Below are 23,480 nucleotides of genomic sequence, written 5' to 3'. Positions count from 1 at the left end.
AAATTACGTCGAGCTTTGCTGCGCTTTTACCGATTGTTACACCCAGACGCACGCCGCAACATGAAATGTGGCAAAGCCGCCACAAGCCACTCGTGCGGCATGTTTCCTCAAATAAACGGAATCGCGCACGTATCGATGGCCTTGCCCGCCGCATCGTAGCGCTGCACGCACACCTGGTAGCGCACGCCGTAATCGAGCTCGACCTGCTCGACCTTGCCATACTTCAATTTCCAGCTGGGCTGCACCTGTTGCCGGCCAGCCAGCGCGGCCACATCCTGCGGAATTGCCATCGCCGTTTGCGTCTCGCCCTGGCGCGCATCCTGGCGCCGAGCCACATCGGTCGATACGCTCACGGCCAAGTCCACGCCGCCGTCCGCATAGCTCAGCGTGGGCGCGCCGCGCTGCGCCCGCATCACGCCCCAGGCGCAAGGCTTGCCGCCGGCCTCGCATTGCTTCAATTGCGCCAGTGGAAAATATTCAGGGGCAATCTTGCCATCCTTGATGGGCCAGCTGGTGCGCACGCCGTCGCGCTTGCCCGTCAGGGGATTATCCCAGCTCAGGCTATTGACGACGGCCACGGTCTGCCCCGCCTGCAAGCCCACGGGCGTGCCCAGCGGTGCGCAGGCGGAAAGCAGCAAGCCGCTGGCGGCCAGGGAAAAAAGTGTCAGGATGCGCTGCATGGTAGGCCTCTTGTAATTGGAGATCCCGAAGGTATGTTTCGAGGGTAACAGAATCGGCGGCGACAGTGCCGTTGGCTGGCGCACATAACAGTACGGGCGGCACCCTTGCAGGCGCCGCCCGTAGCGGATATGGCCATGCCGGAAGCCCCGCTCCCGGCAATACGTGGATCAGTCCAGCTTCCAGGCGTAGTCAACCTTGGTCCAGGTTTGCGCTGCGGCGCCATCCTTGGTGCCCGGCTTGAACTTGCACGCGGACAGGGCCTTGATGGCAGCCTTGTCCAGGTTCTTGAAGCCGCTGCTCTTGTCGACTTTCGAATCGGCAACCGTACCATCGGCATTGACCAGGAAAGACATCGACACGGTGCCCTGCTCTTCGTTCATCAGCGAGGCTTTCGGATAGTCGGCCTTGCAGTTCTTGGCATCGAACGACGCCGGCACCTCGGCAGCAAAGGCCGCGGAAGAAACGGACACCAGCAAGGCTGCTGCAACACTCATAAAACGCTTATTCTCAAACATGTGCTTCCCCATGATTATCAGATACGGTAATTACAATTTCCGGTGCGCTGTTGACCGCGCTTAAAACTCTTCCCACTCGTCATTGCTGCCGGCGCCTGCCGCCTTGCGTGGCGCCGCGGCGGCCACGGGAGCGGCCGCTTCCGCCTTGCGGGTCAGCGACTTCACCGGGCGCAATGCCGCTGCCGGCTTGCGCACGGCCACTGGTGCGGCGGCCACGGGAGCCGGCACATACGCTGCCGGCTTCTCTTCGCCTTCGACCAGTTTGAAGATGCTGACCACGTGGGCCAGTTCGGCCGCCTGGTCTTGCAAACTTTGCGCCGCAGCGGCTGCCTGCTCCACCAGGGCGGCATTTTGCTGCGTCATGCCATCCATCTCGATGATCGACAGGTTGACCTGTTCGATGCCGGCGCTTTGTTCCTGGCTGGCACTGGCGATCTCGCTCATGATGTCGGTCACGCGGCGCACGCTGTCGACCACTTCGCCCATCGTCACGCCAGCCTGGCCGACCAGGCGCGTGCCCCGTTCCGTTTTCTCGGCCGAATCGTCGATGAGGATCTTGATTTCTTTCGCCGCGCCAGCGGAGCGCTGGGCCAGGTTGCGCACTTCCGACGCCACCACGGCAAAGCCGCGGCCTTGCTCGCCGGCACGTGCCGCTTCCACGGCCGCGTTCAGCGCCAGGATGTTGGTCTGGAAGGCGATGCCATCGATCACGCCAATGATGTCGACAATCTTCTTCGCCGACTCATTGATCGAGCTCATGGTGTCAACCACTTGCGACACCACGGAACCGCCCTTGATGGCGACATCCGAAGCGGTGGCGGCCAGCTTGTTGGCTTCCCGCGCATTGTCCGCATTCTGTTTCACGGTCGAGGTCAGTTCTTCCATCGCCGACGCCGTTTTTTCCAGCGCGCTGGCCTGCATTTCCGTACGCGACGACAGGTCGATATTGCCGTCGGCAATTTCACGCGAGGCCGTGCCGATGGTTTCCGTACCGACGCGCACCTGGCCGACGATGCCCACCAGACTGTTGCGCATTTCCTTCATTTCCGCCAGCAGGCTGGAGGTATCGGAAGGCTGCGTGTGGATGCCGATCGACAGGTCGCCATTGGCGATGCTGCCGGCGATCGATGCCGTGTAGTCCGGTTCGCCGCCCAGCTGTTTCAGCAGGCCGCGGGTAATCACCAGTGCCGCTGCCACGCCCATCGCCACGGCCAGTACGCCGAGGATGATCATGAACAGGCGCGCGCTGTCGAAGGCCTTGCGGGCGTCCGATTGCATCTGCTCATTGAGCTTGTCTTCCAGCACGGCCAGCTGCTCCAGCGCTTCCATCCATTTTTTCTGTACCGGGCGGATTTCCTTGATCATCACGCGCGTGGCGCCTTCCGCATCGTTGGCCATCCACAGCGCGGATGCCTTGGCGATGGCCGGCATGGCGGCGGCTTCATATTCCTTGATCGAGGCCAGCAGGGCTTTTTCTTCAGGAGTCGACTCGACGGCGAATTTCTCTTCGAGCTTCTTCTGCGTTTCCTGATAGGTGCTGGTCTGCGTCTTGATACGCGCCATTTCAGGTTCCATATCGCCCGCATCGGTCATCAGGGTCAGGATGCGCAGCGAAGTGATGCGGTCGCTGACGTTGCCACGCATGTCGATCACCAGGCGGGTGACGACGTTGTTGACATTGATCACGTGATCGAGACGTTCCTGGATTTGCGCCATGCGCGCGATGCCGAGGACGGTCACGGCCACCAGCAGAACCAGTACCAGGGCGAAACCCAGGCCCAGGCGGGTACCAACCTTCATTTTTGCTAAATTCATTTCGGCTCTTCGTAAATGAAACTATTGATAAGAATTTTGCCCGGCACGACAAGACGAAGGCTGCGTAACACCGGTATCCGCCCTTACCCATTGGTATGCTGGCGGTCTCCGGCCGCACGCAGCCTGGGGTACTTCCTGGTCTACAACAGCCCTGAAAACGCCAGTGACTGCGAATGCAAATTTGTTCCACACACTGAATTTTTGACACCGTTGATGTGAGATCAACATCAAACATTCATATGAGAAATATTTGTCTATAATCAATTATAGGTGTAAATTTTGCCTCAAAGCAAGCAATAAGTACCTGAATAAATAGCTGATTAACTTTCTTCGGGGAAATGGCAACAATGCCGTTTCTTGCCCCTTAGAAATGCCCCACGACAGTGCGGGCGTGCGCCGAAACAGCGCATTTACAACACATGGCATAGCCGGTGACATCGTTTTGGGAAAGGTACTCAGAGGAAGGGGTGGTGCGGACAATACCACTGCGCCGGGGCAGCGGTATAGACAACTTGGATCAGCGGTCCCAGCTGCAATACATCATATAGGCGTGGCTGTCCGTGCCGAAGACAAAGATGCTCCAGATGGCACCCAAGCGACCAGCCACGATGCCCTGGCCCGATGATACCAATTGATACCAGTACGGCTCGCTGCCCAGCAGTTCGGCCAGTTCGCCCTCGAAACCATCATATAAACGGGCGTCGAGCGGCTCGCGGTCGGCCTCGTTCGTCGGGAGCAAGCGCTCGAGCAGCCACTGGCGCGGCGTGCACAAGGCACCGCTGCATACCATGCTTTCGATCGGCTGCAGGCGCATGCCGTCCGGCGGCAGCTTCAGCGTGCGGCACAGCGCGTCAAGCGACGCCTGCGGCGCGATGGGCCCCAGATACTCGCAAAGAAACAGACTGCCATCATCCTTCAGCGCGGTGACGGCTTGCAGGTAGCCATGCAACTGCTGTGCATGGGCGTGGCAGTCGCCGCGCATCAGGCAGGCAAGGACAAGCGCGCCGCCGCTTCCAGCAGCAAACGCGGGTCGCCCGAGGCCAGCTTCTTCGAATCCGACAAGGTCTGGCGGAAGCCGCGCGCGCCGGGCAGGTTCTGCATCAGGCCCAGCATATGGCGCGTGACGCTGTTCAGTTTCAAGCGCCCCGCTTCTTTTTCCAGCTGCGCGCTGATATAGGGAATCATCGCCTCGAGCACCTGCTCGCGCGTTTTGACGGGAGCGTCGTCGCCGTAGTAGCGCTGGTCGAACTGCGCCATCACATACGGGTTGTGGTATGCCTCGCGCCCCAGCATGACGCCGTCCAGGTGCTGCAGGTGCAGGTCGATCTCGTCCAGGGTCTTGATGCCGCCATTGATGATGAACTCGAACTGGGGAAAATCACGCTTCAAGCGGTAGGCATAGTCATACTTGAGGGGCGGCACTTCGCGGTTCTCCTTCGGGCTCAAGCCTTTCAGGATGGCGTTGCGCGCATGCACGATAAACGTCTTGCAGCCGGCGTCGGCCACGGTGCCGACGAAGTCGCGCACGAAGTCGTACGATTCGCCGTCATCGATGCCGATGCGGTGTTTCACCGTGACGTCGATATCGACCACGTCGCGCATGGCTTTCACGCAGTCGGCCACCAGTTGCGGCTCGGCCATCAGGCAAGCGCCAAACGCGCCCTTTTGCACGCGCTCGGACGGGCAGCCGCAGTTCAGATTGACTTCGTCGTAGCCCCACTGCTGGCCCAGCATGGCGCTGGTGGCCAGGTCCTTTGGATCGCTGCCGCCCAGCTGCAGCGCCACCGGATGCTCTTCCTCGTTGAAGCGCAAATGGCGCTCCACGTCGCCGTATACCAGCGCGCCCGTCGTCACCATCTCGGTGTAGAGCCAGGTGTGGCGCGTGATTTCGCGGTGGAACTTGCGGCAATGGCGGTCGGTCCAGTCCATCATCGGGGCAACGGACAGGCGGCGGGAAGGCAAAGAAGAGGAAGTCATGGTGTCTACAAAAAAACAGGAGCTGCAAATGACAAACCCGCTGCGCGCCTCACCAGTGATGGTGACGCGGCGCAGCGGGCCGGGAGCGGCATGGCCCGCAGGCCATGCTCTACAACAGATTACGAATCACGCGACGCTTTTTTACGCTCGTGCTCTTTCAGGAAGCGCTTGCGCAGACGGATCGATTTAGGCGTGATTTCCACCAGTTCGTCGTCCTCGATGAATTCGACTGCGTATTCCAGCGACATCTGAATTGGTGGTACCAGGCGCACCGCTTCGTCGGTACCCGACGAACGCACGTTGGTCAGCTGCTTGCCCTTGATCGGGTTGACGACCAGGTCGTTGTCGCGCGAGTGGATACCGATGACCATGCCTTCGTAGACTGGGTCATTGTGCGACACGAACATGCGGCCGCGGTCTTGCAGTTTCCAGATAGCGTAGGCAACAGCAGCGCCGTCATCTTGCGAGATCAGCACGCCGTTACGACGGCCAGCCATTTCGCCACGGGTGTTGTCGACTGGCGCGTATTCATGGAATACGTGGCTCATCAGGCCGGTGCCGCGGGTCAGGGTCATGAATTCGCCCTGGAAGCCGATCAGGCCACGCGCAGGGATCAGGTACTCGAGACGCACGCGGCCCTTGCCATCCGATTCCATGTTTTGCAGGTCGCCACGACGACGGCCCAGTTCTTCCATGACGCCGCCCTGGTTGACTTCTTCCACGTCAACCGACAGGTTTTCAAACGGCTCGTGGCGCACGCCATCGACCATTTTGAAGACCACGCGTGGACGCGAAACGGCCAGCTCGAAGCCTTCGCGACGCATGTTTTCGATCAGAATCGTCAGGTGCAGCTCGCCGCGGCCCGATACTTCAAAGATCGTGTCGTCGTCGGTTGGTGCCACGCGCAGAGCAACGTTGGCTTTCAATTCTTTTTCCAGACGGTCACGCAGTTGACGCGAGGTAACAAACTTGCCTTCGCGGCCAGCCAGTGGCGAGTTGTTGACCATGAAGTTCATGGTCAGGGTCGGCTCGTCGACGGTCAGCATAGGCAGCGCTTCTGGAGTATCCACTGCGCACAGGGTCGAACCGATGCCGATTTCGTCGATACCGTTGATCAGGCAGATGTCGCCGGCGACGGCTTCGTCCACCAGCACGCGCTCCAGGCCCTTGAAGTTCAGCACCTGGTTGATGCGGCCTTTGATTGGCGTGGCGCCTGGGCCATTGATGACCAGCACGTCCTGGCCGACCTTGACGGTACCGCGGTTGACGCGGCCAATGCCGATCTTGCCGACGTACGACGAGTAGTCCAGCGAGGTGATCTGCATTTGCAGCGGGCCTTCAGGATTGTCGTCGCGTACTGGAACGTGTTCCAGGATGGCGTCAAACATCGGCTTCATGTCGCCGCCGCGCACGTCTTCGGTCAGGCCGGCATAGCCGTTCAGGCCCGAAGCGTAAATGATAGGGAAGTCCAGTTGTTCGTCGGTAGCGCCCAGCTTGTCGAACAGTTCGAACGTCTGGTTGATGGCCCAGTCCGGACGTGCGCCTGGACGGTCGATCTTGTTGACGATAACGATAGGCTTCAGACCCAGTGCCAGCGCCTTGCGCGTGACGAAACGGGTTTGCGGCATCGGGCCTTCTTGTGCATCGATCAGCAGCAGAACCGAGTCCACCATCGACAGAACACGTTCCACTTCGCCGCCGAAGTCGGCGTGGCCTGGGGTGTCGACGATGTTGATGTGGGTGCCTTCGTACTCAACGGCGCAGTTCTTCGACAGAATCGTAATGCCGCGCTCCTTTTCCAGGTCGTTCGAGTCCATGACTCGGGTGTCGACCGCTTGGTTTTCACGGAAGGTGCCGGACTGGCGCAGCAGCTGATCCACCAGCGTGGTTTTGCCGTGGTCAACGTGGGCGATAATGGCGATATTACGAATTGCGCGTTTTGTATTTGACATGGTCGTAGTAGTTACTGAAAAACTGCGGAGTGCGTACAAGGTGTACGAGATACCCGAATGCTAATCTATTTCCGGAACCGCGTAGTATAGCATGTTGCGTTGCAACGCTATCTAAAAATGCTGGCGGCTCCCGCAGTCGGGGACGATTTGTTTAAAAATGCGACACCGGGTTAGCAGTGTCGCTGATCAATATGACTTGACCATGACTTACTTATGACTTAACGACACCTGACAAAACCGTAGCGAGCGGAAGTGAGTTGTGGCTAAGAAGCGCAGCTGTGCGCATGCACAGTGAGCATCGCAGGCTGCAAATCACGACGCGCAGTAGGTTTGGTCAGGTGTTCACTGATGCGCGGTGGCGATCAGACGCTCCGGCGCCAGGATGCTGTACTCCTGCAACTGGCCCGTGCCCAGCAACTTGCTGTCGTGATACACGCGCACACGGCCCGGTTCGGCCGGCACGGCGACATCTTCCTTGCCCAGCGCGATGCGCTGGCCATGCAGGAAACGCTTGGCCAATTCTTCCGTCAGCTGGACGGCGGGGAAACTCGACAGCAAGGCATCGACGGGCGCCAGCAGGCTCAGCGGTTCGGCATGCGCCGTCAATTCGTCGAGCGTAACGACGCCGTCCAACGTCAGGCTGCCCACCTGCGTGCGGCGCAAGGCGTTCAGATGGCCGCCGCAACCGAGGGCATGGCCGATGTCTTCGCCCAGCACGCGGATATACGTGCCTTTGCTGCACATCACGGACAATTTCAGGAACGGGGCGTCATAGCCGAGGAACTCGAGCTTGTGGATGGTCACCGGGCGCGCTTCGCGCTCCAGGGTGATGCCTGCCCTTGCATACTCATATAGGGGCTTGCCGTCCCTTTTCAAGGCCGAGTACATGGGCGGCGTCTGCAGGATAGGCCCGCGGAACTGCGCCAGCACGGCTTCGATCTGCTCGTCGGTGACGTTGACGTCGCGCGTTTCCAGCACTTCGCCTTCCGTGTCGCCCGTATCCGTCGTCTGCCCCAGGTGCACCAGGGTTTCGTAGGTTTTATCGGCTTCCAGCAAGTCCTGCGAGAACTTGGTCGCTTCGCCAAAGCACAGCGGCAGCAAACCCGTGGCGAACGGATCCAGCGTGCCCGTATGGCCCGCTTTTTTCGCGTTCAAGACGCGCTTGGCCTTGATCAGGGCGTCGTTGCTGGACCAGCCGACAGGCTTATCCAACAGCAAGACACCATCGACCAGGTCGCGCACCCGCTTGATACCGGGCGGCCGCTTACTACCCGCCATGCTCGTCCGTCTCAGGTTTTGCGTCCGGCTCGGCGTCGGCCGCGCGCGTGGCGTTGGCCTTGTCGATCAGCAAGGACATTTCCATGCCGCGCGAGGTCGAGCTGTCGTGCACGAAATGCAGCATCGGCAGGGTGTGGATGTGCAGGCGCTTGCCCAGCAAGCCACGGATGAAGCCGGACGCGGCCATCAGGCCTTCGGTGGTGTTCTTGATGGCTTCCTTGCTGTCTTTCAACATCGTGAAAAACACCTTGGCGTGCGCGTAATCGGGCGTGATCTGCACTTCGGTGATGGTGATCATCGTGCCGACGCGGGGATCCTTCAATTCGTAGGCGACGATTTCAGCCAGATCGCGCTGGATCTGGTCGGCCACGCGCAAGCCGCGCGCTGGCATGGTTTTGCTATGTTTAGCCATGATTATTATGCTGTCCTAAGTGCCGCAGGGCGCATGGGTCAAACGGTTGCCCGTTGACCAATGCGCCCCACGTGTTTGCGCGGACAACGATATGTCCGCGCCATTACTTCTGTGATTACAGGGTACGAGCGATTTCCTGGACTTCGAACACTTCCAGCGTGTCGCCAACCTGAATGTCGTTGTAGTTCTTCAGCGACAGGCCGCACTCCAGACCGGCGCGAACTTCTTTCGCATCGTCCTTGAAGCGTTTCAGGGAGTCGATCTCGCCACTCCACACCACGATGTTGTTGCGCAACAGGCGGACGGAAGAAGCACGCTTGACCACGCCATCGGTGACCAGGCAACCGGCAATCGCGCCCACTTTCGAGACCAGGATAACCTGGCGGATCTCGACCTGGCCGATGACGGTTTCGCGTTTCTCTGGTGCCAACATGCCCGACAACGCCGATTTGATCTCGTCGATCGCATCGTAAATAATGTTGTAGTAGCGAATGTCCACGCCATTCGACTCGGCCAGCTTGCGTGCCTGGGCATCAGCACGGGCGTTAAAGCCGATGATGACCGCTTTCGAGGCCACTGCCAGGTTGACGTCCGATTCCGTGATGCCGCCGACGGCTGCGTGAACGACTTGTACGCGCACTTCGGAGGTCGACAGTTTCTGCAGCGAACCAACCAGCGCTTCTTGCGAACCTTGCACGTCGGTTTTGATGATCAACGGCAAGTTTTTCACTTCGCCTTCGGCCATCTGGTCGAACATGTTTTCCAGTTTCGCAGCTTGCTGCTTGGCCAGTTTCACGTCGCGGAACTTACCTTGACGGAACAGACCGATTTCACGGGCCTTGCGCTCGTCAGCCATGACGACGACTTCTTCACCGGCAACCGGCACTTCCGTCAAACCCTGGATTTCGACCGGAATCGAAGGACCCGCTTCAGCGATGGACTTGCCGTTCTCGTCCAGCATGGCGCGAACACGGCCATACGAAGAGCCCGCCAGAATCACGTCGCCGCGCTTCAAGGTACCGGACTGCACCAGGATCGTCGCGACAGGACCACGGCCCTTGTCCAGACGTGCCTCGACTACCAGGCCGCGTGCAGGCGCATCGACCGGTGCCGTCAGTTCCAGCACTTCGGCTTGCAACAGCACTTGTTCCAGCAGGTCGTCGATACCTTGACCCGTTTTGGCCGAAACCGGCACGAATGGCGACTCGCCACCGTATTCTTCCGGCACGACTTGTTCTGCGACCAGTTCCTGCGTCACGCGATCCACGTTGCCGCCCGGTTTGTCGACCTTGTTGATCGCCACGACCAGCGGTACGCCGGCTGCTTTCGCATGGGCAATCGCTTCTTTCGTTTGCGGCATCACGCCATCGTCGGCGGCAACCACCAGAATCACGATGTCGGTTGCCTTGGCGCCACGGGCACGCATGGCGGTAAACGCTTCGTGGCCCGGGGTGTCGAGGAAGGTGATCATGCCGCGTGGCGTATCGACGTGGTAAGCGCCGATATGCTGCGTAATCCCGCCCGCTTCGCCGGAGGCAACCTTGGCGCGACGAATATAGTCCAGCAGCGAGGTCTTGCCATGGTCGACGTGACCCATGACGGTGACCACCGGTGCGCGTGGCTTGGTTTCGAAGTGCGCGTGTTCGCCCACATCGGCCAGCAGCGCTTCCGGATCGTCCAGTTCGGCGGCGAACGCCTTGTGGCCCATTTCTTCCACCAGAATCATGGCGGTTTCCTGGTCCAGCACCTGGTTGATCGTGCACATCTGGCCCAATTTCATCAAATGCTTGATGACTTCGGATGCCTTGACGGACATTTTGTGCGCCAGTTCGGCCACGGTGATCGTTTCCGGTACGTGCACGTCTTTGACGACGGCTTCCGTAGGAGCCTGGAAGTTCGATTCACGGTCGTCATGGTGCGTCGGGCGACGGCCCTTCGCGCCACCGCGCCAGCTGTCACGGCCGCCTGGGCCGCTATTGCCGCGTGGCTTGGGACCACCGGTGGTGCCGCGTTTTTTCGCGTCATCGGACCAGGTGGACGACACATTGGCCGACTTGATGGATTTCTTGTCTGCAACAGCAGGCTTCTTGTCGCCCGGCTTGTCGCCAGGTTTCTTGTCAGCAGGCTTGTGCAGGGTGCCTTCCGGCGCCTTCGGCTTGACCGGAACCGGTACGGGTTCAGGTGCCTTGATGGCGCGGCGTGGCGCGTTCATCATGGCCTTGATCTGGGCAACTTCGTCGGCAACGGCCTTGCGTGCACGCTCGGTGGCTTCCGCTTTGTCAGCGGCTTCCTTGGCGGCAACAGCAGCGGCAGCCGCTTTCTTCTTCGCTTCTTCAGCAGCAGCAGCTTTTTTCGCTTCGGCGGCGGCGTCGTCAACGACAGGCGCAGCAGCGCTGGCGGCAGGCGCGGCAGCAGCCTTGGCAGCGGCTTTCTTCGCTTCCGCTTCAGCTTCTTTCTTCGCAGCCAGTTCAGCCTGTTGCGTGGCTTTCGCCTGGGCTTCTTTTTCCGCGTCGAGCTTGGCCAGACGTTCTTGCTTTTCGCGCAGATCGGCTTCCTGGCGGGCGATCAGTTCAGCCTGTTTACGGGCTTCTTCTTCACGGCGCGCCACGTCGGCTGGATCGATCACCGGTGCGGCAGGCGCGACCGGTTCTGCTGCGACCGGCGCAGCTTCGTCACGCTGGACGAAAGTGCGTTTCTTGCGCACTTCCACCTGGATGGTGCGCGATTTGCCGGTTGCGTCAGCTTGCTTGATTTCAGTCGTTTCCTTGCGGGTCACGGTGATTTTTTTCTTTTCTGTGTCAGCCGCTGCGCCGTGTGTGCGGCGCAGATGATCCAAAAGCTTGTCCTTATCATCTTTCGACAATGGATCTGACGTCGAACTTTTCTCGACGCCGGCAGAACGCAGCTGCGTCAGCAGCAAATCTGCAGGCATCTTCAGTTCGGTGGCAAATTGGGCTACGTTGTTACTCGCCATTCAGTCCTCTTTTCTATGTGTCGCGGAGATGATAAAGATACTCAAATTAAGCCTTTGCGGATTCGGCCAGACTCCATGCCTTGGCTTGCAACGCCTTGGCACGATCGTCGTATTTCGAGTCAACCAACTTCATCTCATCGTCGGTCACATCTTTAAATTCACTTGTAATCAGTTCACGCGCACGGTCCGCAGACAAGGCCAGGATTGCGCCAAATTCGTCGTATGCCAGTGCTGCAAATGCTTCAACGGTCTTGATACCAGCCAGACCCAGCTTGCCGGCGGTAATGCGGTCCATGCCTTCCAGACCCACCAACGCCTCGTCCATGCCTTCCAGACCCTCTTCCGAAGCAATCGCTTCGGTAACCAGCGCATCACGCGCACGGGTACGGAGTTCATTGACGGTATCTTCGTCAAACGATTCGATTTCCAGCATTTCGGAAATTGGCACGTAAGCGATTTCTTCCAGACTGGCGAAACCTTCTTCCACCAGAATATCGGCCACTTCCTGGTCAACATCGAGCTTTTCCATGAACAGGATGCGCACGGCAGCCGTTTCCTGGGCAGCTTTGTCAGCCGATTCTTCGGCCGTCATGATGTTGATCTTCCAGCCGGTCAGGTCCGAAGCCAGGCGCACGTTCTGGCCGGAGCGGCCGATCGCGATTGCCAGGTTTTCTTCGTCCACGACGACATCCATCGCGTGTTTTTCTTCATCGACCATGATCGACGACACGTTCGCCGGCGCCAGGGCGCCGATGACGAACTGCGCCGGATCTTCCGACCACAGCACGATGTCGACGCGTTCGCCACCGAGTTCGCCAGTCACGGCCTGCACGCGCGAACCGCGCATGCCGACGCAAGTACCGATCGGGTCGATGCGCTTGTCGGCCGTGTAGACGGCGATCTTGGCGCGCACGCCGGCATCGCGGGCTGCGGATTTGATCTCCAGCATGCCTTGCTCGATTTCCGGCACTTCCAGTTCGAACAGCTTCATGATGAATTCCGGCGCGGTGCGCGACAGAATCACTTGCGGGCCGCGCATGTTGCGGTCGATGCGCAAGATGAAGGCACGCACACGGTCGCCGATACGCAGATTCTCTTTCGGGATCATCTGGTCGCGTGGCAGACGCGCTTCGATCTTGCCCGATTCGACGATGGCGTCGCCGCGTTCCATGCGCTTGATGGTGCCGGTGACGAGCGAATCGCCACGTTCCAGGAAGTCGACCAGGATCTGTTCGCGTTCGGCGTCACGCACGCGCTGCAGGACGACCTGTTTGGTATCCTGGGCGAAGCGGCGGCCGAATTCAACGGATTCAATCGGTTCTTCGATATGGTCATCGACTTCGATATCGGAAATCTGTTCTTTTGCCTCGAAATGCAGGATCTCCTGATCCGGCAATTGCAGGCCCGCTTCATCGGGCACCACGTGCCAGCGGCGGAACGATTCGAATTCGCCCGTTTCGCGGTCGATCGAAACGCGGATGTCTACCTCACCCTCATACCGTTTCTTCGTGGCTTGCGCCAACGCGAATTCGAGGGCGCCGAAGACGACATCTTTATCGACGTTTTTTTCGCGCGCCAGCGCGTCAACCAATAATAAAACTTCGCGGCTCATGCTTTGCGTCCCTTAAAAACCACCTGCGGCACCAAGCGTGCCTTATCCACATCCGCGAGCGTAAACTCCAACATCGCCGGACCATCCTTACCTTCAAATTCCAACGACAATTTATCGCCCACGGGTTCTTGCAAGATCCCCTGGAACGATTTCCGGTTGTTCGTACCCGGCATCGCCACCATCAGCTTGACGATGATTTCCTGGCCTGCGAAACGGACAAAGTCTTCCAGCTTGCGCACCGGACGATCCAGACCCGGGGAAGAAATTTCGAGACGCTCGTAAGGAACGTTCTCTACCGTCAACACATGCGATAACTGGTGACTCACCGTGGCACAGTCTTCGACCGTGATCGGACCTTTTTCAGCGGCATCGGCGGCGCTGAAATCAATAAAGACGCGCAGCAGTCCGCGATCGGCACGTTCGACATCAACGAGCTCATAGCCCAGACCAATCACTGTCTTTTCAATTAATCCCAACTGCTGCAAGAAATTCTCCAGAAATAAGGCCCGTTTTCAGCATGAGAGCGCCGCATTGAGCGCCGACAACATGCAAAAACACGCATTCAAGTCATATATGGCCCCTTGCGGAGCCATTACAAACGGTTCAACAAAAAAAAAATGGGCATCTGCCCATCTTCTTGTATTTTCCCAACCAGATGAAAGCACTCCCCACCAAACAACCCTGCGGAGAACTTTTATTAGGCTGCAGATTATAACCTCTTATTAACTTCGCCGCAATGCCGCACGCAAGGAGCGGCCCGGCTTACAACAGTTACAAGAGCGCGCACCCGCGGCAGATCAGCGGGCGCGCAAGAAGAAACTCTTCCCGATTAACCTTTGCTGCGGCGGCGCGGCATGCCATCCATGCCGCCACGGTCCATGCCGCCACGCGGCTGGCCACCGGAACGCGCTTGCCCACCGGCACCACCGCCCGTATTGCGGCGCGGACCCGTGTTGGCGAAGCCGAATGCCGTTTGCAGCGGATCGGGCTGGCGCGGACCGCGCTGCGGCGCGCGGCCTTCGCCACCACCGGCCGGACGGCCCTGGCCTGCCGCACGCGGCGGACGACCCTGGCCTTGCGGCGAACCTTCGAACGATGCCGACGAGCGGGGCTGGCCGCCCTGGAACGGACCTTGCGGCTGGCCGCGACCAGGACCACGCGCTTCGCCTGGTCGGCCGGCGCCGCCTGGGCGACCCTGGCCTTGCGGACGGGCAAACTGGCCTTGCGGCTGGCCACGGCGCGGCGCTACCGGGAAAGGATCGGCGTTGCGGTTGCTCACATCGATGCGGTTGCCATTCGGCTCGTCATCACGGCTGGCCTTGCGCGCTTCGCGGCCCTTGGCGGCGCCAGCGGCACGAGGGTCGCCCGATGCAGGCATTTTCTTTTCGATGCCGTAGGCGGTCAGCAGGTCGCGCACGGTGTTTTCATCCATCTCTTCCCAGCGGCCGCGTTTCAGGCCGCTCGGCAGGGTCATGGCGCCGTAGCGGGTACGGATCAGGCGCGAAACGGTCAGGCCGATCGCTTCGAACATGCGGCGCACTTCGCGGTTACGGCCTTCGCCGATCACCACGCGGTACCACTTGTTGATGCCTTCGCCGCCGCCATCGGCGATCTTCGAGAACTGCGCCAGGCCGTCTTCCAGCTCGACGCCGGCCAGCAGTTTCTGGCGCATGCCCTCTTCCAGCTCGCCCAGGGTACGCACGGCGTACTCGCGGTCGATGCCGTAGCGCGGGTGCATCAGGCGGTTGGCCAGGTCACCGGACGTGGTAAACAGCAGCAAGCCTTCCGTGTTGAAGTCGAGGCGGCCAACGGCCAGCCACTTGCCAGCTTTCATGGTCGGCAGGCGGTCGAACACGGATGGACGGCCGTCCGGGTCGTTGTGGCTGACGATTTCGCCGGCCGGCTTGTGGTAGACCAATACGCGTGGCGGCTTCTTGCTGACGCGGCGCTGGATCAACTTGCCGTTGATGCGCACGTGGTCGCTCGGCAGGATGCGCTGGCCGATGTGGGCCGGCTCGCCATTCACGGACACGCGGCCCGAAATGATCAGGTCTTCCATGTCGCGGCGCGAACCGAGGCCGGCTTCGGCCAGCACCTTGTGCAGCTTCGGCGCGTCGTCGTCGGACGTCAGGTCGCGGCGCACGGCCGCTTTCTGCACGCGGCCCGTGCCGCCCTCTTCGCTGTCGAAAGCGTCGGAGGTGACAAACGAGAACACGGCGTCAGCGTCGCTGAGCTTGCCTGGCGCAGCCTGGCGGCCCTTGCCCTTCTTGCGGCTCTTGCCGGCATTCTTGCCAGCGCCCGGCACGTCGTTGCGCGGACCGCGCGGCAGGCGCGGGCCGGACACGAGATTGCCTTCGGCATCGAACACGTCGGCGACAGGCGCGGCAGCTTGCTCCGCGGCAGGCGCTGCGGCAACGGCATCGGCTGCCTGCGGCGCTTCCGCGCGCGGCGGCTGGCGCAGCGCGCGTTCCGCCTGCACGCCACGCATCTGGCGCGGACCGCGGGTCGGGCGTGCTTCGGCCGGCTTGTCGGCGACGGCTTCCGGCGCCGTTTCAGCGATGGCGGCAGCGGCCTTGGCGGCGGCGCGGGCGCGCGGTGGACGCGGCGCAGGTGCGGCGACGGCTTCGGCAGCCGCTTCGGCGGCGGCGGCCACGGCCTTCAGGGCTGGCTTGGCGCGGGTTTTCTTGACGACAGGCGCAGCTTCTTCTACCGCAGCAGCGGCAACGGGCGCGTCGGCAGCCACGTCGGCTTTCGTGCGGCGCTTCGGCTTGGCAGCGGCGGCATCGCCGGCAACTGCAGCAGCAGCCGTATCGGCTTCGATCTGGGCCTTGGTGCGGCGCTTGGGCTTGGCAACGATGGCTTCGTCGCTGGCGGTTACTGTCTCGGGTGTGTTCGGATTATTCATTCTTCGTTTCTTGGCTGTGCTGACCTGGCGCAGCGTCAACCGTTAGTTCTGGCGCAGGGTCGTGAGTGTAGGCTTCGTCCGTGGGCGAAGCATCGGGGCCGGCATCAAGGCTTGCTGTCACATCTACATCTGTCACAGCCGTATTGCTACCTGCACCAAGCTGGGGGACAAGCTCATTGCTTGCCTTGTCAAAATTTTCTTGCAGGGCCGCTTCCAGGGCTTCGAGCCCATTGCCCTGCATTTCACTGATTTGCTGCAAAGGCGGCAGCTGGGACAGCGAATGCAAACCCAGGTCATCCAAAAACTGCTTGGTGGTGGCCAGCAAGGCCGGCCGTCCCACCACGTCGCGGTAGCCGATGGCATCGACCCAGCCACGGTCTTCCAGCATCTTGATCGTCTGCGAATTGACGGCAACGCCGCGAATCTCCTCGATATCGCCGCGCGTCACCGGCTGGCGGTAGGCGATGATGGCGAGGGTTTCCAGGGTCGCCCGCGAATACTTGGGCGGCCGCTCGGGCGTCATGCGATCGAGATACATCTTCATTTCCGGGCGGCTTTGGAAGCGCCAGCCCGAAGCGAGACTGACGATCTCGATGCCGCGCCCTTCCCACTCCTGCCGCAACTCTTCCAGCAATTGCTTGATCGTGTCGGCGCCGACGCCGACGCCACGCACGCGACCATTCTCGTCCGCATCGACGAACAGCTTCTTCAAGCTGTGGATCGTCAGCGATTCACGAGCGCACAGCAACGCGGTTTCGAGGACTTTTTTAGCCTCAATTGTATTCATAGCAATTCTGTGCGGATGTGTGTTGCAATTCGTATGCAGAGAAAGAAATCAAAAACGTTCATTTCAACGTAACAGATGGCAGACATCATGATGACGCCGTGCTGGGTTACTAGTTGAGGCTGTTTTCCGACGCCTTGGCCGATGCGCGCAAAGCGGGACTAAAGCGGATGCAGTGAAAGTCCTGCCATCCATGGTGCTGGCCTTAAATAACCAGCAATGAAACGAACTCCGGAGCAGCTGCTTTTCCCGTGGCGGCGAACCAGCCAGACGGGAGAGCGACAGTCGTCGTTTCATCCAACGATGCCAATTGTACCTGATAAAAAGCGGAAAAGCGCAAAACCGGGTAAAACACGCGTTTTACCCGGCCCTGGCGCGACACATCGCCCGCACCCTGCATATCACAGGGAGGCGAGTTTCTCCGAGAGAATGGCCGATGCACCCAGGAAAGCTGGGTACTGCGCCGTGATGACGAAGGTCGGCACTTGCGAGACATAATTGGCGAAACGGCCCTTGCGCTCGAAGCGGGCGCGGAAGCCGGAGCGGTCGAAACGCGCGCCCAGGCGTGGCACGATCCCGCCGCCGATATAGATGCCGCCCAGCGCGCCCAGGGTGACGGCGACGTTGCCCGCCACCGTGCCCAGCATGCAGCAGAATGCTTCGATGACGTCGTCGCACAGCTGGGACTCGCCAGCCAGCGCGCGGCGCGTGATTTCCGCCGCCGGCAAGTCTTCCGCCGGCACGCCCGCGCGGTCGGCCAGGGCGCGGTAGATCAGTTCCAGGCCATCGCCGGAAATCAGGCGCTCGGCCGAGACGTGCTCGTATTCGCGCCAGGCAAATTGCAGAATGCTCACTTCCACTTCATTGAACGGCGCGAAGCTGACGTGGCCGCCCTCGCTTTGCAGGGCGATCCAGCCGCCGTGCGACGGGATCAGGCCCGACACGCCCAGGCCCGTGCCGGCGCCGATCAGGCCGATGGCCGTGTTCGGACGGGCCGTGCCCGCGCCCACCTGGTGCTTTTGCTCGTTCGACAGCTGGGGCAAGGCGCGCGCCAGGGCCGTGAAATCGTTGACCACGTCCAGGGTCGTGAAACCGCACTCGTCGCGCATGGCGCGGATCGAGAACGACCAGTGGTGGTTCGTCATGCTGAGGAAATCGCCGTCGACCGGATTGGCGATGGCGATCACGGCATGGCGCACGGCTTGCCCGCCGGCGGCAGCGATGTGCGGCAGGGCGAGGTAGGCTTGCAGGGCGGCAGACAGGCTCGGGTAATCGGCACAGGGCAACACTTCCACCAGGGTGATGTGGCCAGCGGCCACTTCCAGGGCGAAACGGGCATTGGTGCCGCCCACGTCGGCCAGCAGGCGCGGTCCATCGGCGAAGGCGGAAGTCGGCAGTACGGGAGAAGACGAAGCGCTCATGATTTTAAATGATGAAGTGGGACGCATGGGACGCCAAGCTTAAAGGATGAATGCGCCCGGAGGCAAGCAAAGTTTGTAGTTTAAGTACATCAAAACAAGCCTTTATTGGTAGTTCCACTCCAAATGCAACAGGCAGCGCCAAAATTGCTTAGAAACAATGATTTATAGTAAGTACTTGCACTCACCAGGCACGCGAAAAGCATGCTGCACAGCAGCAGGAATCACCTTGAAAGCAGAGTATGCCGGAGTTTGCGCAAAGGCGCTTTGTACGCGGCGGCGGCGGTGCGGCGCTCCCGTCCTGGCGGCGCCGCAAAGGTGTTTTCGTATTATTACTACCGTTTTTTATTGCGGGTCTTACTGCCAGCCTGGCGTGCCGGCGGCAGCCCGGATCAGGACGGCAAGCCTTCGCCCAGCAGGCTGGCGGGCGCCGGCTGGTCCGAGCGGTAGGCGGCATTCCACGCATCGAGGCCGCCATGCAGGGGCTTGGCCCGGTGAAAGCCGTGCTGGTGCAGCAGCTTGGCCACTTGCGCGGCCGTCACGTCGTTGGGACAGCTGCAATACACGATGATGTGGCGGTCCTTGTCCATGGCGATCATGGCTGGCACGGGTTCCTTGCCATTGAAAAACAAGGCGCCCGGCACGGCCGGCTCCAGCGCCTGCGCCGTGGCGCTGCGCGCGTCGACCATCAGCGGCTCTGCGCCCTGCTCTATGAGTTCGAGCAACTCATCGATGCCGATGCGCTCAATCTGCAAGGCCTGGCGGAAACGCCGGCGTTCGAGGAATTTGTACAGCAGGAACAATCCCAGCAAGGTGGCCAGCATCAGCAAGGCCGTGCTGCCCATGGTGCTGAGCAAGTCGAGCACCTGCTGCACGCTGGCATGGAAAATCACGCCGACGATGATGCCCGTGCCGCTCCACAGCAGGGCGCCCAGGCCCGCGTACAGGAAGAACAGTCCCGGCGGCGTGCCCAGCGCGCCCGACATCGGCGCGGCCACGGTATTGAATCCCGGCACGAATTTGGAGACGATCAGGGCTTTCGGGCCCCAGCGTTTGAATTTGTCTTCCGTCTGGCTGACGCAGTAATCGGGCGACAGCGAGATGCGGCACAGCAGCCGCAGGATGCGCTTGCCGAAATGGCGGCCCGCGCGGAACCACGTGAAGTCGCTGATCAGGCAAGCGCTTAGCGCGGCGGCCAGCACCAGGCCCCCATTCATGTCGCCATCGACGGCCAGCGCGCCCGCCACCACAAGGATGGGAAAGGCGGGAATCGGCAGGCCGAGCTGCTCCACCAGCACGATGCCAAAGACAATCAGGACACCGTAATGTTCGAGCAGATAAATGAGGTTGGGCATGGCCGCTATCTTACCGTAAAAAGCCCCTTACAACTGCACGCCCTTCGGTATGGCGCTGAGCAAAGTGCGCGTGTACGGATGCACGGGATTGCGGTACAGCTCATCCGAATCGGCCAGTTCCACCACTTGCCCCTTGTGCATCACCATCACCTGGTCGGCGATATATTTCACCACGGACAAATCGTGCGAAATGAAGATGTAGGACAGGCCGAATTCATCCTGCAAGTCCTGCAGCAGATTGAGCACCTGCGCCTGCACCGACACGTCCAGCGCCGACACGGATTCGTCGCAGACGAGGATTTCCGGCTGCATGGTCAGGCAGCGGGCAATGGCGATGCGCTGGCGTTGTCCACCAGAAAACTCGTGCGGATAGCGGTGGAAGGCCTGTTCCGGCAAGCCAACCTTGTCGAGCAGCCAGTAGGCCTTGGCGATGCGTTCCTGGTCGTTCGCGCCGATCTTGTGGATGCGCATGGGTTCCAGGAGGATCTGTCCCACCGTAAAGCGCGGGTTCAGCGACGCATACGGATTCTGGAAGATGATCTGGATGCGGCGTTTATACGGCAAATATTCCCTGTTCGGCATGGCGATCAGATCCTTGCCGTGGAACATGGCCGTACCGCCCGTTGCCTGGTGCAGGCGCAGCAGGGTCAAGCCCACCGTCGTCTTGCCGGAGCCGGACTCGCCCACCACGCCCAGCGTCTTGCCGCGCGGCAAAGTGAACGACACGTCCTTGACGGCCTGGAATTCGCGCTTGCCGAACAGTCCCTCGCGCGTGTAAAAACTTTTACTCAAGTTATTCACCACCAGCACGGGTTCGTCACCGGGCGTGTAGCCGCGCGTGCGCTGTTTCACCTCGATGCCGGGGCCCGCCTTGCCGTCCATATAATCGGCGATGACGGGCAGGCGCCATGGGCGTTCGTCCAGCGATGGGCGGCAATGCAGCAGCGCCTTGGTATAACTGTCTTGCGGCGCTTCAAACACTTGTCGCACTTCCCCCGTCTCGCGCACTTCGCCGTGGCGCATGACGATCACCTGGTCGGCGATCTCGCCCACCAGGCCCAGGTCGTGGGTAATGAACAGCACGGACATCTGATGCTTCTTTTGCAGCGCCGCGATCAGGTCCATGATCTGCTTCTGGATCGTCACGTCCAGCGCCGTCGTCGGCTCGTCCGCGATCAAGAGCTTCGGTTCGCAGGCGATGGCCATGGCGATCATCACGCGCTGCTGCTGGCCGCCCGACATCTGGCTCGGGTAGGCGTCGATCTTGGTAGCCGGATCGGGTATGCCCACTTCCTCGAGCAGCGCCAGCGTGCGCGCACGCGCCTGCTTGCGGTTCATGCCCATATGCTGGCGCAACACTTCGGCGATCTGGAAACCGACCGTAAACACGGGGTTCAGCGACGACATCGGCTCCTGGAAGATCATCGAGATATCCTTGCCGCACATGGTGCGCCGCTCGGCGATCGACAATTTGAGCAGATCGCGCCCGCCAAAATGGATGCTCGAGGCGGTATCGATGATGGTGTTATCCGGGGGCAACAAGCCCATCACAGCCAGCGAACTGACGGACTTGCCGCTGCCCGATTCTCCCACCAGCGCGACGGTGCTGTTGCGCGGCACGTTGAACGAGATGCCCTTGACGGCTTCGAACGTGGTCTTCTTGTCCAGGCGGAAGGTGACGCGCAGGTCGCGCACTTCCAACAGGTTATTCTGGTCCATGAGCAACTCCTATTTCACTTTGGGGTCGAGCGCATCGCGCAAGGCATCGGTAAACAGCGAGAACGCCGTCACCAGCACGGCCATCGCCGTGGCGGCCGCTGTCAGCTGCCACCATTTGCCCAGGATCAGTTCATTTTGTGCCTCGTTGAGCATGCTGCCCCACGAGACGGTACCCACCGGCACGCCAAAGCCGAGGAAGCTCAAGATCACTTCCGCCTTGATGAAGCCCACGACCAGAATCGACATTTGCACCAAGGCAACGTGACTGACGTTCGGAAAGATGTGGGAAAACATCTTGCGCCAGTGCGAAGCGCCGATGGCGTCGGCCGCCATCACGTACTCGCGCGCCTTGTGCTTGATGTATTCGGCGCGGATCAAGCGGTACGGCCCCGTCCAGCCCGTCAACCCCAGGATCAGCACGATGGTCAGCACGCCCTTCTGCTGCAGCACGGCCGCCACCGTCAAGATCATCAGGATGGACGGAATCGACGTAAAAATGCTGTAGAACCAGTTGAAGAAGTCATCGACGACACCGCCAAAGTAGCCGGACACGGCGCCAAAAATCGTGCCCAGCACGACGGCCAGCAAGGCGGCCACCAGGCCCACGACGATCGACGTCTCGCCGCCCTTGACGGTTTTCTGCACGATATCGTGGCCCCACTTGTCGGCGCCGAACGGCAAGGTTGCCGCCTTGTGCGCGATCAACTTCTTCGTCTTGCCCATGCCGGCGCGCAAGGCCGTCAAGTCGTCGGCCAGCGGATCGGTAACGCCGTACATTTCCACGCCGGCCGATGGATTGCTACCCATCTGGGCGCGCAGTTCGGCGATATCGTCGGCCAGCGGGTCGAGCACGTTGACGGGTGTCGGCGCGCTGCGCTCGTCGGACTGGGGAATGGCGCCGTCGACTGGCGCGTCGTTGTCGGCACCGACAAACGTGGGCGGCGCGTAGCTGACGGCCACTTCGTCTTCCCAGTTCGCCGCCACCAGGCCGCTGGCGGACGCCAGCACCAGCAGGAAAAATGCGCCGACCACGGCCAGCGATACCATTGCAATCTTGTCGCCGCGCAAACGGCGCCACGCCAGGGCCCACAGGCCGGGCGATGTATGAGGTTTCGACATCGTCTCTTTCTACTTCAGTTGTACGCGAGGATCGACCGCCTGGTACAGCAGGTCGGTGAGCAGGTTGAAGAGCATGGTGGCGGCGGCGACATACACGGTGATCGCCTTGATCACCGGAAAGTCGCTGCGCTCGACGGCCAGGATCACTTCACGCCCGATGCCGGGAATGCCGAAGAAGCGCTCGAGCAGGAAAGCGCCGATCAGCAAGGCTGGCAAGTTCGACATCACATAGGTAATGATGGGAATGCCGGCATTGCGCAGCACGTGCACCCACATGATGCGGCCTTCCTTGAGGCCCTTGGCGCGCGCCGTGCGCACGTAATCCTGGTTCGCCTCGTCGAGCACGAAGGTGCGGAACAGGCGCAGGGTAGGCGCAATCGACACGGCCAGGCCGATCAGGATGGGCAAGGTGGAATAGCGCAGCAGGTTTTCCCAGAAACTGTCGCCCCAGCCCTGCACGGGGAACAGGCCCAGTTTATAGGCGAAGCCGTACTGGAAGACGATGATGTAGACGAGGATGGAAATCGACATGCCCACCGTGCAGGCGATCATGACGGCGCGGTCCGTCAGCGAGCCGCGCACGAAGGCGATGGCCAGCGCCAGCGCCACGCCGAAGAACGTTTCCAGCACGGTCAGCGGGATCAAGACCATCATCGACGGCCCCAGGCGCGACGTGATGATGTGCGACACGGATTCGCCCGTGGCCCAGCTCTGGCCGAAATCGAACGTGACGATCTGCTTGATGAAGATCCACAGCTGCACATAATAGGGCTGGTCGACACCGAGCTGGCGGCGGATGTTGGCGATGCTTTCCGCACTAGACATCTTGCCGGCCAGGATGTAGGCGGGATCGCCGCCCACCCAGTTGAACAGGATAAATACCAGCAGGACGACGCCCAGCATGGTGGGCAGCATCTGCCACAGGCGGCGCAGGATATAAGCAAACATAATGATTCCTTGTCGT

At 60.8% G+C, this 23,480-nt stretch carries 18 protein-coding genes; all 18 read right to left on the bottom strand.

Annotation, left to right across the window (positions count from 1 at the left end):
- Positions 1-107: 107 nt before the first annotated feature.
- Positions 108-680, bottom strand: coding sequence for a hypothetical protein (locus tag U0004_RS06650; protein WP_070257126.1), 573 nt, complete (start codon positions 678-680; stop codon positions 108-110).
- 168 nt (positions 681-848) lie between these two features.
- Positions 849-1,175 carry an energy transducer TonB gene (locus U0004_RS06645; RefSeq protein WP_092611776.1) on the bottom strand — a complete coding sequence of 109 codons (327 nt, stop codon included), beginning with the start codon at positions 1,173-1,175 and terminating at the stop codon, positions 849-851.
- A gap of 81 nt (positions 1,176-1,256) precedes the next feature.
- Positions 1,257-2,996: a methyl-accepting chemotaxis protein gene (locus U0004_RS06640; RefSeq protein ID WP_034782537.1), complete on the bottom strand. Its 1,740-nt coding sequence runs from the start codon at positions 2,994-2,996 to the stop codon at positions 1,257-1,259.
- 532 nt (positions 2,997-3,528) lie between these two features.
- Positions 3,529-3,993 carry a hypothetical protein gene (locus U0004_RS06635; RefSeq protein ID WP_070257123.1) on the bottom strand — a complete coding sequence of 155 codons (465 nt, stop codon included), beginning with the start codon at positions 3,991-3,993 and terminating at the stop codon, positions 3,529-3,531.
- Entirely contained in the window at positions 3,993-4,988 is a 996-nt protein-coding gene (gene dusA, locus U0004_RS06630) for a tRNA dihydrouridine(20/20a) synthase DusA (RefSeq protein WP_070257122.1), read from the bottom strand. Before dusA ends, U0004_RS06635 begins: the two co-directional genes overlap by 1 nt.
- A gap of 119 nt (positions 4,989-5,107) precedes the next feature.
- The gene (gene typA, locus U0004_RS06625; RefSeq protein ID WP_034782534.1) at positions 5,108-6,940 is read right to left on the bottom strand and encodes a translational GTPase TypA; all 1,833 of its coding nucleotides are present in this window, start codon (positions 6,938-6,940) and stop codon (positions 5,108-5,110) included.
- 342 nt (positions 6,941-7,282) lie between these two features.
- The gene (gene truB / locus U0004_RS06620) at positions 7,283-8,218 is read right to left on the bottom strand and encodes a tRNA pseudouridine(55) synthase TruB (protein ID WP_070257120.1); all 936 of its coding nucleotides are present in this window, start codon (positions 8,216-8,218) and stop codon (positions 7,283-7,285) included.
- A complete protein-coding gene (rbfA, locus tag U0004_RS06615; RefSeq protein WP_070257118.1) occupies positions 8,208-8,630 on the bottom strand; it encodes a 30S ribosome-binding factor RbfA in 423 nt (140 codons plus the stop codon). The genes truB and rbfA overlap by 11 nt, the downstream gene beginning before the upstream one ends.
- A gap of 115 nt (positions 8,631-8,745) precedes the next feature.
- Positions 8,746-11,604 carry a translation initiation factor IF-2 gene (gene infB / locus U0004_RS06610; protein WP_034760145.1) on the bottom strand — a complete coding sequence of 953 codons (2,859 nt, stop codon included), beginning with the start codon at positions 11,602-11,604 and terminating at the stop codon, positions 8,746-8,748.
- 46 nt (positions 11,605-11,650) lie between these two features.
- Entirely contained in the window at positions 11,651-13,216 is a 1,566-nt protein-coding gene (gene nusA, locus U0004_RS06605; RefSeq protein WP_034782529.1) for a transcription termination factor NusA, read from the bottom strand.
- Positions 13,213-13,701: a ribosome maturation factor RimP gene (rimP, locus tag U0004_RS06600; RefSeq protein WP_070257116.1), complete on the bottom strand. Its 489-nt coding sequence runs from the start codon at positions 13,699-13,701 to the stop codon at positions 13,213-13,215. The genes nusA and rimP overlap by 4 nt, the downstream gene beginning before the upstream one ends.
- A 344-nt stretch (positions 13,702-14,045) precedes the next feature.
- Positions 14,046-16,121 (bottom strand): 23S rRNA pseudouridine(2605) synthase RluB, encoded by a 2,076-nt coding sequence (gene rluB / locus U0004_RS06595; protein WP_115057422.1) that lies wholly within the window; start codon positions 16,119-16,121, stop codon positions 14,046-14,048.
- Entirely contained in the window at positions 16,114-16,908 is a 795-nt protein-coding gene (scpB, locus tag U0004_RS06590) for an SMC-Scp complex subunit ScpB (protein ID WP_034782524.1), read from the bottom strand. Before scpB ends, rluB begins: the two co-directional genes overlap by 8 nt.
- A gap of 398 nt (positions 16,909-17,306) precedes the next feature.
- A complete protein-coding gene (locus tag U0004_RS06585; protein WP_034782520.1) occupies positions 17,307-18,326 on the bottom strand; it encodes a glucokinase in 1,020 nt (339 codons plus the stop codon).
- Positions 18,327-18,715: 389 nt separating this feature from the next.
- A complete protein-coding gene (locus U0004_RS06580) occupies positions 18,716-19,678 on the bottom strand; it encodes a VTT domain-containing protein (RefSeq protein ID WP_070260501.1) in 963 nt (320 codons plus the stop codon).
- A 27-nt stretch (positions 19,679-19,705) separates the two neighbouring features.
- The gene (locus U0004_RS06575; RefSeq protein ID WP_070260499.1) at positions 19,706-21,397 is read right to left on the bottom strand and encodes an ABC transporter ATP-binding protein; all 1,692 of its coding nucleotides are present in this window, start codon (positions 21,395-21,397) and stop codon (positions 19,706-19,708) included.
- A 9-nt stretch (positions 21,398-21,406) separates the two neighbouring features.
- Positions 21,407-22,516: an ABC transporter permease gene (locus tag U0004_RS06570; protein ID WP_070260497.1), complete on the bottom strand. Its 1,110-nt coding sequence runs from the start codon at positions 22,514-22,516 to the stop codon at positions 21,407-21,409.
- Between the two features lie 9 nt (positions 22,517-22,525).
- Positions 22,526-23,464 (bottom strand): ABC transporter permease, encoded by a 939-nt coding sequence (locus U0004_RS06565; protein ID WP_034782513.1) that lies wholly within the window; start codon positions 23,462-23,464, stop codon positions 22,526-22,528.
- Positions 23,465-23,480: the final 16 nt, after the last annotated feature.

It is taken from the genome of Janthinobacterium lividum, assembly GCF_034424625.1.
Classification (GTDB): Bacteria; Pseudomonadota; Gammaproteobacteria; order Burkholderiales; family Burkholderiaceae_D; genus Janthinobacterium; species Janthinobacterium lividum.
The sequence above is the reverse complement of the archived record's forward strand: the minus strand, read 5'-3'. Positions and strand labels throughout refer to the sequence as shown.

Bases quoted from the DNA above. Each gene is read 5' to 3' on its own strand.
- dusA (WP_070257122.1), bottom strand. From the start codon at position 4,988: ATGACTTCCTCTTCTTTGCCTTCCCGCCGCCTGTCCGTTGCCCCGATG.
- U0004_RS06640 (WP_034782537.1), bottom strand. From the start codon at position 2,996: ATGAAGGTTGGTACCCGCCTGGGCCTGGGTTTCGCCCTGGTACTGGTT.
- U0004_RS06565 (WP_034782513.1), bottom strand. From the start codon at position 23,464: ATGTTTGCTTATATCCTGCGCCGCCTGTGGCAGATGCTGCCCACCATG.
- truB (WP_070257120.1), bottom strand. From the start codon at position 8,218: ATGGCGGGTAGTAAGCGGCCGCCCGGTATCAAGCGGGTGCGCGACCTG.
- rluB (WP_115057422.1), bottom strand. From the start codon at position 16,121: ATGAATAATCCGAACACACCCGAGACAGTAACCGCCAGCGACGAAGCC.
- U0004_RS06635 (WP_070257123.1), bottom strand. From the start codon at position 3,993: ATGCGCGGCGACTGCCACGCCCATGCACAGCAGTTGCATGGCTACCTG.
- U0004_RS06645 (WP_092611776.1), bottom strand. From the start codon at position 1,175: ATGAGTGTTGCAGCAGCCTTGCTGGTGTCCGTTTCTTCCGCGGCCTTT.
- U0004_RS06585 (WP_034782520.1), bottom strand. From the start codon at position 18,326: ATGAGCGCTTCGTCTTCTCCCGTACTGCCGACTTCCGCCTTCGCCGAT.
- U0004_RS06650 (WP_070257126.1), bottom strand. From the start codon at position 680: ATGCAGCGCATCCTGACACTTTTTTCCCTGGCCGCCAGCGGCTTGCTG.
- nusA (WP_034782529.1), bottom strand. From the start codon at position 13,216: ATGAGCCGCGAAGTTTTATTATTGGTTGACGCGCTGGCGCGCGAAAAA.
- scpB (WP_034782524.1), bottom strand. From the start codon at position 16,908: ATGAATACAATTGAGGCTAAAAAAGTCCTCGAAACCGCGTTGCTGTGC.
- infB (WP_034760145.1), bottom strand. From the start codon at position 11,604: ATGGCGAGTAACAACGTAGCCCAATTTGCCACCGAACTGAAGATGCCT.
- rbfA (WP_070257118.1), bottom strand. From the start codon at position 8,630: ATGGCTAAACATAGCAAAACCATGCCAGCGCGCGGCTTGCGCGTGGCC.
- U0004_RS06570 (WP_070260497.1), bottom strand. From the start codon at position 22,516: ATGTCGAAACCTCATACATCGCCCGGCCTGTGGGCCCTGGCGTGGCGC.
- U0004_RS06580 (WP_070260501.1), bottom strand. From the start codon at position 19,678: ATGCCCAACCTCATTTATCTGCTCGAACATTACGGTGTCCTGATTGTC.
- typA (WP_034782534.1), bottom strand. From the start codon at position 6,940: ATGTCAAATACAAAACGCGCAATTCGTAATATCGCCATTATCGCCCAC.
- U0004_RS06575 (WP_070260499.1), bottom strand. From the start codon at position 21,397: ATGGACCAGAATAACCTGTTGGAAGTGCGCGACCTGCGCGTCACCTTC.